Below are 13,090 nucleotides of genomic sequence, written 5' to 3' on the forward strand. Positions count from 1 at the left end.
AATGCAAAACTGGATAAGTTTGTAAGCAAAAATACCACATCAGCTGTTGTAGCAATGAAAGCGGTTAAGTTAACTGCAAACGAAGCAAAATAAGATATAGTTTTTTAGTAAAGTTGAAGAGGGCACCTGGCGAGGTTGCCCTTTTTTTATTGTTAAAATTATACCGATTGGGATGAATAATTAGATTATTGTTGTTGCAATCATGGGTTTACGAAAGGTAGAATTGCGGTATTTGGTTATTCATTAAATAATCATTAAGGTTAACGGATGTAATCGTATTATGTAGATACCCGATATCAATTCTTATTCACGAATTAGTGAATATAGTACTCCACCCGCTGAGATCAGCGATATTAAAAAGAAGCAATGAGCAAAGTTATAGTGGTATCTGAAGATGTTATCATCAATAAAATATACCTGATTAGAGGTTACAAAGTAATGCTCGACAGAGATCTTGCAGAAATGTATGACGTGGAAACCCGCGTGTTGAACCAAGCTATAAAACGGAATGAGAAACGCTTTCCAGGCGATTTTATGTTCCGGATGACCAGCAAGGAATTATTGGATTGGAAATCACAGAATGTGATATCCAATAAAGAAAAGATGGGGCTAAGGAAGCCACCAAATGTTTTTACTGAACAAGGTGTGGCGATGTTGTCTAGCATACTTGGCAGCGAAACTGCAATTGAAGTAAACATACAGATCATCAGAACATTTACCCGTATTAGACAGATGCTAAGCGAACATACCGAACTTCGCCTGGAAGTAGAGAAAATTAAGAAGAAACTGGATAATCAAGATAAAAATATGGAAGTAGTATTTCAATATCTGGATGAATTGCTGGAGAAAAAAGACCAGCCACTGCTGGAACGTAAACTTATAGGTTATAAGATTAGCCCCAATAAAAAATAATTGGATATCACATTCTGTGACATCCAATAAATAAAAGATATGGGTATGACAGAATTCTTTTTTTAATCCTTTAATCTATTCTATAATAACTATTTGCATATATTTGAGCAACAACTTCTATTTTAATGGCTCCAAACTGCTTAAACTGTTCCTCGTCGATCCAATACAACTATTGTCCAAATTGCGGTCAAAAATCAACTACGCACCGGTACTCCATCAAACATTTTATTGAGCACGACTTTATACATGGGGTTTGGCATGTTGATAAGGGGATTCTTTACACCCTTAAACAACTCTTTACGAGACCCGGGCACGGTATAAGGGAGTTTGTTCAGGGTAAAAGGGTCAACTACTTTAGCTTTGTTACTTTAATTCTGCTTTTGGTAACGCTATCAAGCTTGATAGCACCCTATTCGCATGTTCATTTGGCTGATTTGATGCCTAAAGAGAGCAAAGAATTAATGAGTGCTGTAGAAAAGTTCATGGCAAAGTATCCGAAACTCGTTTTGATCATTACCATTCCGATATACTCGTTTTTTAGTTTCATCTGGTTTAGAAAGACAAAGCTAAATTTCTCAGAACATTTGGTTTTGAACTCCTACCGGATTATTCCTGAACTGATCATTGGTTTATTAATGACAGCGCTTACCGTTTTCTATACGAATACAAAGGTGTTGCTCTTTCTATACGTTGTAGTGGTAAGCGGATTTGGATTGGTGTACAGTATATGGGTTTATTATCAATTCTTTTCAGGCTACAATTATTCTAAAAAAGCACTGTTTTTAAGAAGTATCGCAGTTCCTGTTTCCTACATGCTTTTATCGTTTGTGATTGGAATCATTTCTGGGATTGTACAGCAAATGCAACGGTAGTATAAGAGAGAATAATCAATATAGTGAAGATTTTGAATTCGGATCTTATATAAAATATATCTAGTTTTTGTGCGGTGCTATTCCCCATTAAGTAGAATGAAAGAAAAAAGATTATACATTCAAATAACTGGAAATTCTGAAAGGATATCTGATCACGAAGATTTTATTGATTATTCAGCATTGGTAACTAATCTATATACTTTTTATTTGCCGATAGTTTTAATTATAAAAACCCAGAAACTAATAATTGAATTTTCCAACGAAACTAATGCTTTACTTATCTCCCCTAAAGAAATTGGAGAAAGTATTTATACTATAGCTGAGACCTTTCCTTTTGATCTTTTTAAAACATGCGCTTCGGCAAAAAAAATAGAATTGCTGGTTGATCATAGTTATGAATGTTTATTGAAACTTTATAAACACCTTAGACTCGATCTTACGAATGTTGATTTTGCACATCACCTAATTAAGGAAAATAATAATAAATTAAGTTTAAAATTGTGTGGTGGGCTGAAGCACAATAAAAATAGGACTTTTAGCGCTATAGTAACTGCCGGGCATTTTATAGGATATACATTAATCCAAATTGCTTTTTTAGATGACCATCATAAAGTGATTAAAATTCTGCCATTATTTAAAACAGCACCTGTGTATTTCTTTTACTACCGCCTGGCGAAGTCAGCTAAGTGGATGAATAATGATGTGTTTGAAATATTTAATGACTCAAAAGAGTTTTGTATTCAGGTGAATTTAAACGGGGATTATCGTATTATTTATAATCCTAAAGATAGAAATAGTGAGGATATAAGGGAAGAAATCAGATTTATTGCCAAAGAGGTATTGGTTCAAATTTAGATACCGGCGGTAGCTCAATATGAAAGCCGTTAGCACTATAATCCAGTGCGGGTTGCAAGAGCGATTATAGGTGCTGGCTTCGTTATTTATTCAGTTGGCGTAATTGCAGACGAGGCAACTAAATATTATTATGAAACTAAGAGAGAAGAAGCGTTCCAGCAACAACTTGTTATGGCAAGTGGAAAAGGTGAACGCAATCAAGCTGGAAGTGCAGGCGGTACAAATAATCCCTTTAAAAAGTTAAAACCTGATCCGGATAAACCTGGAAATGTTTTAGAAAAGAATAGCCATACAGGTAAAACCACTAGTAAAGTAGCACCACCGGGCTTTTTTGATTGGTGGAATAGCAAATAATCTTAGATGATATGAAAGGAAAGAAAGCATATTTTTTTGCGACGTTATTACACGAAAAGCTTCATAAGTATCCAAATGATCTAGATGAAGATGAAAGGATCTCAGTATATTATGAATACTTTAAATTAATAAAGGAATCAGCTTATTTAGGATACACTGACGCTTTTTTTGATCTGGGACAACAATATGAATCTATGGGTTTTTTGGGAATTAATAATCCAAAATATAACCCTAAAAAATGTATTTATTGGTATTCTAAAGCATGTAATAATGGTCATGCAGAAGCTTGCAATAACTTAGCATCGTTTTATGAAGAGGGAATAGGTTGCGAATTGGATTTAAATAAGGCCTTAGAGTTATATAAACGATCAGCTGAATTAGGATCTGTTAATGGTAAAAAGAATTATAGAATAATGATCAAAGATATATCTAAGGGAGATATTTATGAAAAAAAAAATGTCACCAAAGATGGGGATTCTTAGGTTTTATAAAACTCGACATACCTTGTCACACCCTGGAACAATTCCATGCCACCCTGAGGTGGATTCAAATAATTGTATTCCTGCTTCAATGACCTCCAGAACCTTTCAATAGACACATATCCAGCGCTCTTCCCTTTCCATCAGCACATCCCGACACCATTCTACCGTCATGGTATTAGAAATGCTCCAGCCAACGATCTTGCGACTGTACATATCTATGATGGCAAACATATACATAAACCCCTGAGCATGGGAATATAAGTGATATCTGCCTGCCAAACCTGACTAGTCATTTCTTATATCAGTTTAGTTGTTATCTTTGCCGGTATGAATATTCTACTATTAGGTTCCGGGGGCAGAGAGAGTGCTTTTGCCTGGAAGATCAGCCAATCTGATCAATGCTCACAACTATTTATCGCACCGGGTAATGGGGGTACAGGTGCTTACGGTAAAAACGTAAACTTGAATCCCAATAATTTCGAAGCGGTTAGAGCTTTGGTTCTTAAAGAAGGTATTGAGCTGGTTGTAGTTGGTCCGGAAGAACCATTGGTAAACGGTATTCATGATTTTTTTGCTGCAGACAGTGCCTTATCGCAAATTCCGGTAATCGGCCCTAAAAAGGAAGGGGCTATTTTAGAGGGAAGTAAAGATTTTTCTAAGCAGTTTATGGCCAGACATGGCATCCCTACTGCAGCATCACGCTCTTTTACCAAAGACAACCTGGAAGATGGCCTTGCTTATTTGCAGGCTCATGCGATGCCGGTTGTGTTAAAAGCCGATGGATTAGCTGCTGGTAAAGGCGTATTGATTTTAGACAACCCGGCAGAAGCACAGGCAGAATTGAAATTAATGCTGAGCGGTAAGTTTGGCGATGCCGGAACTACCGTAGTTATTGAAGAGTTTTTAAGTGGTATTGAACTTTCGGTGTTTGTACTTACCGATGGCGATAACTATGTGATCTTGCCGGAAGCAAAAGACTATAAAAGGATTGGACAAGCAGATACCGGCCTGAATACCGGCGGTATGGGTTCTGTATCTCCCGTTCCATTTGCCAGCCAGGCATTTTTGGACGAGGTAGAAAGAGACATCATCATTCCTACCGTAAACGGATTAAAGAAAGATGCGATTGATTATACCGGTTTTATATTTTTTGGACTGATTAAGGTAAATGAGAAACCTTTTGTAATTGAATACAATTGCCGTATGGGCGATCCGGAAACGGAAAGCGTTATACCCAGGATAGAAAATGACCTGGTAGAACTGTTTGTAGCTGCCGGAAAGCGGAAACTGAAAGACTATAAGTTAAACATCAGTCCGAAGAATGCCGCTACCGTAATGATTGTTGCCGGGGGTTATCCTGGTGATTATGAAAAAGGCAAGACCATAACAGGGATTGAGAATATCCGCAAGTCGCTGGCTTTCCACGCAGGTACCATTTTGGAAACTGGTGTGATCAAAACAAACGGCGGACGCGTAATTGCGATCACAAGTTTACAGGATACTCAGTTTGAGGCCCTGCAGTCTGCCACGGCTGATGCGGCACGCATCTATTTTGACGGTAAATATTTTAGAGAAGATATTGGGTTTGACCTGGTTTAAATATTATGAAAAAGATTAGTCTACTACTGCTGTTTACGCTCCTGTTATCTGTAACCATGGGTTTTGCGGCTTCAAAAGATTTTTATCAGATAAAGATCTATCACCTTAAGAGTGCCGCACAGGAGAAAAAAGTTGAAGACTTTTTACAAAATGCGTACCTGCCCGCTTTACACCGTGCAGGGATTGCAAAGGCCGGCGTATTTAAAACGGTAAAGAAAGCAGACTTCAATGTAAACACAGACGAACGCTTAATCTATGTGTTTATCCCTTTTCGCTCCATGGCCGACTTTTCTAAACTGGATAAAAAACTGGAAAAGGATGTTGTCTATAATAAAGATGGCGCTGCGTATTTGGATGCCGCCTACAATGAAACACCATACGACCGGATTGAAACCATTTTGTTAAATGCATTTGATGGCAACCCTCATTTTAACCTGTCTGCAGTAAATACGCCTAAGGCAGACCGCATCTATGAACTGCGCAGCTATGAAGGGCCTACTGAAAAACTATACCGTACCAAGCTTAAAATGTTCAATACCGGCGATGAGATCGGCCTTTTTAAACGCCTGGGCTTTAATGCTGTTTTTTATGGCGAAGTAATCGCCGGAGCGAGAATGCCTAACCTCATGTACTTAACCACGTTTGACAATAAAGCGGCAAGGGATGCACATTGGGATGCATTTGGCAAAGATGCTTACTGGAAAGAGCTTTCGGCCATTGAAGAATATAAGAACACCGTTTCTAAAAGTACCATTACCTTTCTGTATCCGACAGATTATTCAGACATTTAACCGCCTTTAAAGGGCTTTATAACCCCAGATTTTAATATATAAAAGATTAAAGTTAGATTTGCCGCGCACATGAGACATATTTTAACCTTATCACTCGTTTTTTTTAGCCTTACCCAATTGGCAAGGGCAGAGCGTGTGGAAGGCTATAGACTCTTAACCAAACAGTACTGCGACAAGCAACAGGTAAGCACTTCTTCGGCCTCAGTAAATCAGGGACAACCCGAAGATCCACGGTTCCCGTTCTTCTTATCTTACAGTGAACTAACCGCTATTGGCGTACAGCCTCAGCAGGATGTTAAAAGATATTGCGTAAGTGACCACATTATCGTTGACCTGACGATAACCGATACCCCTAAAAATAACAGCCCTTAACTCCCCATTCTTTACAGGAAATTTTTGATACCTGATACCCCCACGGCAACTGACATTGTGGCTTAATAGCTGATATGGCCTGGTTGTTGTGATTTGATCATTTTTTAATTACAAATACTAAAAACACATATATACACATGTTAGGATTTTTAACCAAGATTTTTGGAAGCAAATCAGAAAGAGACATTAAGGTTTTACAACCTATAGTAACTCAGATAAACGAAGAATACGCCAAACTCTCTGCACTTAGCAACGACGAGCTGCGTAATAAAACGGTTTACTTTAAAGAAGTTATTGCTACAGCTTTAGCCAGCATTAATGAAAAAATTGATGGCTTAAAAGCGGATGGCGAAAGTCAGGAGCTTTCTTTAGGTGAGAAAACTGCACTTTACGATCAGATCGATGAACTGATTAAAGATCGTGATAAAGAACTGGAAGTAGTTTTAACCCAGATTTTGCCTTCGGCATTTGCGGTAGTTAAAGAAACCTCCAGACGTTTTTCTGAAAACGCATTTCTTGAAGTTACTGCTACCCAGTTTGACAAGGATTATGCTGCCCGTAAGCAAAATGTAACCATACAGGGTGATAAAGCACTTTGGGCCAATAAATGGGATGCGGCAGGTACCGAGGTTCTTTGGAACATGGTACACTACGATGTTCAGTTGATTGGTGGTATGGTGCTGCATAACGGTAAAATTGCAGAGATGGCTACTGGTGAGGGTAAGACCCTGGTAAGTACGTTGCCTGCATATTTAAATGCACTTGCCGGACAAGGTGTTCACATTGTAACGGTGAATGATTACCTGGCACGACGTGACTCGGAATGGAATGGCCCTTTGTTTGAATTCCACGGGATTAAAGTGGATTGTATTGACAGGCATGAACCAAACTCTCAGGAGCGCCGCGATGCATACCTGGCAGACATTACCTATGGTACCAATAATGAATTTGGTTTTGACTATCTGCGTGATAACATGTCGCAAACTCCAGATCAGCTGGTACAGCGCAAGCTGCATTTTGCCATGGTGGATGAGGTCGATTCAGTTTTGATTGATGATGCCCGTACCCCATTGATCATTTCTGGTCCGGTTCCTTTTGGTGACCAGCACGAGTTCTATGAGTTAAAACCGCGTATTGAGCGCCTGGTTACGGCACAAAGAGAGTACATTACCCGCGCGTTAAATGAAGCTAAGAAGTTAATAAACGATGGTAAAACCGGTCCTGAAGAAGGAGAAGGTGGTTTGGCATTATTGCGTGCCCACCGTGGTTTACCTAAAAATAAAGCTTTGATCAAGTTTTTAAGTGAGGGCAGCGTTAAGCAAACTTTATTGAAAACAGAGAACTACTACATGGCTGATCAGTCTAAGAACATGCCTAAGGTAGATTCTGAATTGTTTTTCTACATCGATGAGAAAAACAACCAGGTTGAGCTTACTGAAAAAGGTATTGAGCTGATTACCAAATCTGGTGAAGACAGCAGTTTCTTTGTGCTTCCTGATGTAGGTACTGAAATTGCCGAGATTGAGAAATCAACCCTGAGCAGCGAAGATAAGATTAGCCAGAAAGATGCATTGATGCGTGATTATTCAATCAAAGCGGAACGCATCCACTCGGTAAATCAATTGCTTAAAGCCTATACCTTATTTGAGATTGATGTAGAATATATCATTGATGAAGGTAAAATTAAGATTGTTGATGAGCAGACCGGTCGTATTATGGATGGTCGCCGCTACTCTGACGGTTTACACCAGGCCATTGAAGCTAAAGAAAATGTGAAAGTGGAAGATGCTTCACAAACCTATGCTACGGTTACGCTTCAAAACTTTTTCCGGATGTACCACAAGCTTTGCGGTATGACGGGTACGGCAACAACAGAAGCTGGTGAGTTCTGGTCTATCTATAAGCTGGATGTGGTTGAGATTCCTACTAACCGGGCTATTTCAAGAACTGATCACCAGGATTATGTATACCGTACAGTACGTGAAAAATACAATGCAGTTGCTGAAGAGATCGTTAAATTAACAGAAGCTGGCCGCCCGGTATTGGTAGGTACTACTTCGGTTGAGATCTCTGAGCTGTTAAGCCGGATGTTAAAGCTTCGCGGTATTAAGCACAATGTGCTGAATGCGAAGATGCACCAGAAAGAGGCGGATATTGTTGCTGAAGCTGGTCAGCCAGGTCAGGTAACGATTGCAACCAACATGGCTGGTCGTGGTACGGATATTAAATTAGGCCCGGGCGTTAAGGATGCCGGTGGTTTAGCGATTGTAGGTACTGAGCGTCATGAGTCCCGTCGGGTAGACAGGCAGCTGCGCGGTCGTGCAGGTCGCCAGGGAGATCCGGGTTCATCCCAGTTCTTCGTTTCACTGGAAGATAACCTGATGCGTTTGTTTGGTTCTGAAAGGATCTCTAACATCATGGTGAAAATGGGTATTGAGGATGGCGAAGTAATTCAGCATTCTATGATCACCAAATCTATTGAGCGTGCACAGAAGAAAGTGGAAGAGAACAACTTCGGGATCCGTAAGCGTTTGCTGGAATATGATGATGTGATGAACTCTCAGCGTACCGTGATCTATGCAAAACGCAGAAATGCATTGTTCGGTGAGCGTTTAGATGTTGATATGAACAACATGGTATATGATGTGGCCGAAGATATTGTTGCGGAATATAAAGCAGAAGGTAATTACGAAGGCTTTAAGCTGGAAGTGATCAAAAACTTCTCTGCCGACACCACCATTGATGAAAATGAATTTGCTTCTAAAGGTATTCCTCATTTAACAGAGAAATTGTTTGAAGAGGTTACTGCCTTCTACGAGCGTAAATCTGATGCGATCATTAACCAGGCCCTGCCGGTATTGACACAGGTTTATGCGGAGCGCGGTGAACAGGTTGAGCAGATCGTTGTTCCGTTTACCGATGGAATTCGTCATGTACAGGTTCCGGTTAGCTTAAAGAAAGCCATCGACAATGGCGGCCGTGAGGTAACTAAATCTTTTGAGAAAACCATTGTACTGGCTTTAATCGATGAATCTTGGAAAGAGCACTTGCGTGAAATGGATGAGTTGAAGCAGTCGGTTCAAAATGCAGTTTACGAGCAGAAAGACCCGTTGATCATTTATAAAATGGAAGCATTTAACTTGTTCAAGAACATGCTGAATGCGGTAAATAAAGAAGTAGTAAGTTTCTTATATAAAGGCGGGATCCCGGTACAAACAGATCCCAATGATGTACGCGAGGCACAGGCAGCAAGGCCGGCTCCTAACCGTTTAAAAATGTCTAAGCCTGAGTTTGCACAATCCAGCAGCTCTGCAGGTGCGATGCCTGAAATGGACGATACACGGGAACTTGCCCCGCAGCAGCCGGTTCGTAAGGAAGTTACTGTTGGAAGAAATGAGCCCTGCCCTTGTGGTAGCGGTAAGAAATACAAAAACTGCCACGGAGCAGGATTGTAATTTGTAATACACATAAAGAATGCCGATTTTTGTAAAAGGAATTCGGCATTCTTTATTTAAAGACCTTTCATGAAATTAGCGTTTACCGGTATCTTTTGTTGTCTTACGTTTAGCCTGCTCGCTCAAACGCGCGGAGTGGTTACCGTAATTAAAGACCCCATGATTGACAGTCTGATCGCCAGGCGTATTCAACTGAATGTTGCTGCGGTAAAGCCTGCGGGTGTAAGTGGAAGCAATGCAGCCAGGCCGTTGCCTGTGGTATCTCAAATAGGCTACAGGGTACAGGTTTTTTATGGCTCAAACCGAAGGGAAGTGTTTAATGAACAAGCACGGTTTAAATCGCTTTTTCCAACCTTTAATACCTACATTACCTACAAAGAGCCCAATTATTATTTACGCGTTGGCGACTTCAGGACCAGGCTGGAAGCCCAGCGGATGATCAATGAACTGAGACCGGTATTTCCTACCCTTTTTATATTCAGGGAAAAAATTAATGCACCTAACTTAGAATACAGCAATGATAAATAAAGATAAGATCCAGGCAATTTCTAAAGATATTTTTGAGCAGGTAGTTGGCTATCGCCAGCACATTCACGCCAATCCGGAACTTTCATTTCATGAATACAAGACTTCTGCATATATCAAGGGACATTTAACGGAATGGGGAATTCCTTTTTCTGATATGGCCAATACCGGTGTGGTTGGTTTGATCACAGGTGATCTTCCCTCTGATCAGATCATCGCCCTGCGTGCCGATATGGATGCCCTTCCAATATTGGAAGCCAATGAAAAGCCTTATGTGTCTAAAACCCCTGGTGTGATGCACGCCTGCGGACATGATGTACACAGCTCTTCTTTGTTGGGTACTGCTTATATTTTGAACAGCTTAAAAGCTGAGTTTGGCGGAACGGTAAAACTAATTTTTCAACCTGCGGAAGAGGTGCTTCCCGGTGGCGCAAGCATCATGATTAAGGAAGGTGTGCTGGAAAACCCGAAGCCGCAGTCTATCGTTGGCCAGCATGTAATGCCGTTGATCGATGCCGGTAAAGTAGGTTTCCGTTCGGGGATTTATATGGCTTCTACGGATGAACTGTATGTTACCGTTCATGGTAAAGGCGGACATGGTGCGCAACCGCATCAGAACATTGATCCGGTATTGATCGCTTCGCATATTATCATTGCTTTACAGCAAATTGTAAGCAGAAATGCAGACCCGCGTTTACCTTCTGTTCTTTCTTTTGGAAAGGTACAGGCTAACGGGGCTACCAATATTATTCCGAATGAGGTAAAGCTGGAAGGTACGTTTAGAACGCTGAATGAAGACTGGCGTAAAGAGGCCAAGCGCCTAATGAAGAAAATGGCCGAAGGGATTGCCGAAAGTATGGGTGGCAGCTGCGAGTTCAGGATCATGGACGGCTACCCGTTTTTGATCAATGAAGAAAAGCTGACTGCCAATGCACGTGCGCTTGCCGAAGATTACCTGGGTAAGGAAAATGTGGTTGACCTGGATATCTGGATGGCCGCCGAAGATTTTGCCTATTACTCTCAGGTTACCGACGCTTGCTTTTACAGGCTGGGTACCGGTAATAAAGAGAAGAATACTACATATTCGGTACATACGCCTAACTTTGACATTGATGAAGATGCCCTTCAAATCTCTACCGGTTTAATGGCTTACATTGCACTTAAGCAACTTGGAAACTAGTAATGAAGAGATTATTGATATTTGCTGCCCTTATTGTAGCTGCACACGCAGGCTTTGCCCAGGAGATTAACCGTTTTAACCCGGATACGATTAAAACCATACAACTGGATTCTAATGTAAAGATCACTGGTCAGAAATTTGGGATTGAAACATTCATCAATGCCATCATTACCGATGAGAGTTTTTACCAGTCGTTTAAGAATATGAAGAGATACAGCTTCATTGCTGAAAACCGGATCTATACCTACAACAAGAAAAATAAGGTTGAAGGACGTATTTACCGTAAGATTAAACACAACAATGACGGCCCGTATAAGATGGAATTCCTCGCTAAACAGGATACCGGAAATGTATATAAGAAGAATGGCAAATACCAGTTGTATACCGTGGAGATGTTTGATTACATTTTTATGAATGCCTACAGTACCGATTTTGTTTCTGATGCCCCTGCAGATGGCGGCAAATCTGGTGGCAGTAACGAAAGTTACAAGGATAAGCTGAAGACCCTGATCTTTGCCCCGGGCAGGCCCATTAAAGGATTACCGTTTATTGGCAACAAGACCCAGATCTTTACCGCCAATATGCGCCAGTATTATGACTATTCTTACGATAGCGGTATATATCTGGACTCGATCCCGGTTTACCGTTTTAAGGTTGCCGTAAAGAAAGATCTGAGCAATGGCACTAAGGACGGGCTGATGATTAAAACACTGACCACCATTTTTGACAGGCGTAACTTCGAAATTCTTGGCCGCTATGTGGATATGAAATACAGCAACATGCTATTTGATTTTGATGTGCAGATGAACATTGAGATGAGCTATTTTGGTGGAGAGAAACTGCCTACCAAGATTACCTATCAGGGTAACTGGGATTATCCGCTTAAGAAGGAAGAACGGGCGAGTTTTTTAATTGTCCACAAAGATTATCACCTTGGAAAAGGGAAATAATTTTCTTTAACTTTATAACCCCGGCTATTCACCGGCTAAAAAATTGGTATGAAACTTTACACTAAATCACTGGTACTGCTGCCCGTATTCTTACTGGTCTTACTTTTCTCTGCTATGAACTATAAACCTAAAAAGATCATTTTCTTTGGCGACTCTATTACGCAGGCCGGCGTAAAGCAAGGTGGTTATGTGAATTTGATCAAGAAGTCGCTGGATTCTACTAAATATGAAGTGATCGGAGCCGGTATTGGTGGTAATAAGGTTTACGACCTGTATCTGCGCATGGAAGAGGATGTATTGAACAAGAAACCGGATTTGGTGGTGATCTATATTGGTGTTAATGATGTATGGCATAAGCTTTCTTCGAAAACAGGTACAGACTATGATAAGTTCATTAAGTTTTATCAGGCACTGATCAATAAAATTCAAGCTAATGGTGCTAAGGTTGTGCTGTGCACTCCGGCTGTAATTGGTGAGAAAAAGAACAATGCCAATGAAATGGATGCCGACCTGGATAAATATTCAGATGCCATCCGTGACCTGGCCACAACAAATAACCTTCCGCTATGCGATTTAAGGAACATCTTTAAAACGTACAGCGCTGAAAATAACCCGGACGATGCTGAAAAAGGAATCCTGACTACCGATAAAGTACATTTAAATGCGAAGGGCAATCAGATCCTTGCAGAGAAATTGCTGCCGCTGGTTCAATAGGAATTTAAAAACGCTCATTACGATCCAGA

The 13,090-nt window shown here is 40.5% G+C and carries 13 protein-coding genes; all 13 read left to right on the plus strand.

Translation table 11 applies throughout. The annotated features are described in order from the left end of the window. Positions 1–366: 366 nt before the first annotated feature. Positions 367–912 (plus strand): ORF6N domain-containing protein, encoded by a 546-nt coding sequence (locus ATK78_RS20455; RefSeq protein ID WP_133578003.1) that lies wholly within the window; start codon positions 367–369, stop codon positions 910–912. Positions 913–1,037: 125 nt separating this feature from the next. After that, positions 1,038–1,784: a DUF3667 domain-containing protein gene (locus ATK78_RS20460; protein WP_133578004.1), complete on the plus strand. Its 747-nt coding sequence runs from the start codon at positions 1,038–1,040 to the stop codon at positions 1,782–1,784. 96 nt (positions 1,785–1,880) lie between these two features. Beyond that, positions 1,881–2,639: a hypothetical protein gene (locus ATK78_RS20465; RefSeq protein ID WP_133578005.1), complete on the plus strand. Its 759-nt coding sequence runs from the start codon at positions 1,881–1,883 to the stop codon at positions 2,637–2,639. Between the two features lie 45 nt (positions 2,640–2,684). Beyond that, positions 2,685–2,993, plus strand: coding sequence for a hypothetical protein (locus ATK78_RS20470; RefSeq protein WP_133578006.1), 309 nt, complete (start codon positions 2,685–2,687; stop codon positions 2,991–2,993). An 11-nt stretch (positions 2,994–3,004) separates the two neighbouring features. After that, entirely contained in the window at positions 3,005–3,475 is a 471-nt protein-coding gene (locus ATK78_RS20475) for a tetratricopeptide repeat protein (RefSeq protein ID WP_133578007.1), read from the plus strand. A gap of 327 nt (positions 3,476–3,802) precedes the next feature. Continuing rightward, positions 3,803–5,074, plus strand: coding sequence for a phosphoribosylamine--glycine ligase (gene purD, locus ATK78_RS20480; protein ID WP_133578008.1), 1,272 nt, complete (start codon positions 3,803–3,805; stop codon positions 5,072–5,074). A 5-nt stretch (positions 5,075–5,079) separates the two neighbouring features. Continuing rightward, positions 5,080–5,865 carry an NIPSNAP family protein gene (locus ATK78_RS20485; protein ID WP_133578009.1) on the plus strand — a complete coding sequence of 262 codons (786 nt, stop codon included), beginning with the start codon at positions 5,080–5,082 and terminating at the stop codon, positions 5,863–5,865. 69 nt (positions 5,866–5,934) lie between these two features. Then, positions 5,935–6,237: a hypothetical protein gene (locus ATK78_RS20490; RefSeq protein WP_133578010.1), complete on the plus strand. Its 303-nt coding sequence runs from the start codon at positions 5,935–5,937 to the stop codon at positions 6,235–6,237. A gap of 137 nt (positions 6,238–6,374) precedes the next feature. Next, a complete protein-coding gene (gene secA, locus ATK78_RS20495; protein ID WP_133578011.1) occupies positions 6,375–9,692 on the plus strand; it encodes a preprotein translocase subunit SecA in 3,318 nt (1,105 codons plus the stop codon). A gap of 69 nt (positions 9,693–9,761) precedes the next feature. Continuing rightward, positions 9,762–10,220 carry an SPOR domain-containing protein gene (locus ATK78_RS20500; protein ID WP_166664934.1) on the plus strand — a complete coding sequence of 153 codons (459 nt, stop codon included), beginning with the start codon at positions 9,762–9,764 and terminating at the stop codon, positions 10,218–10,220. Next, positions 10,210–11,397 carry a M20 metallopeptidase family protein gene (locus ATK78_RS20505; protein WP_133578012.1) on the plus strand — a complete coding sequence of 396 codons (1,188 nt, stop codon included), beginning with the start codon at positions 10,210–10,212 and terminating at the stop codon, positions 11,395–11,397. The genes ATK78_RS20500 and ATK78_RS20505 overlap by 11 nt, the downstream gene beginning before the upstream one ends. Positions 11,398–11,399: 2 nt before the next feature. Beyond that, on the plus strand, positions 11,400–12,347 hold the full coding sequence (locus ATK78_RS20510; protein ID WP_133578013.1) for a hypothetical protein: 948 nt from the start codon (positions 11,400–11,402) through the stop codon (positions 12,345–12,347). A 48-nt stretch (positions 12,348–12,395) separates the two neighbouring features. Continuing rightward, on the plus strand, positions 12,396–13,061 hold the full coding sequence (locus tag ATK78_RS20515) for an SGNH/GDSL hydrolase family protein (protein ID WP_133578014.1): 666 nt from the start codon (positions 12,396–12,398) through the stop codon (positions 13,059–13,061). Positions 13,062–13,090: the final 29 nt, after the last annotated feature.

The sequence above is a fragment of the Pedobacter metabolipauper genome (assembly GCF_004362715.1).
Taxonomy (GTDB): Bacteria; Bacteroidota; Bacteroidia; order Sphingobacteriales; family Sphingobacteriaceae; genus Pedobacter; species Pedobacter metabolipauper.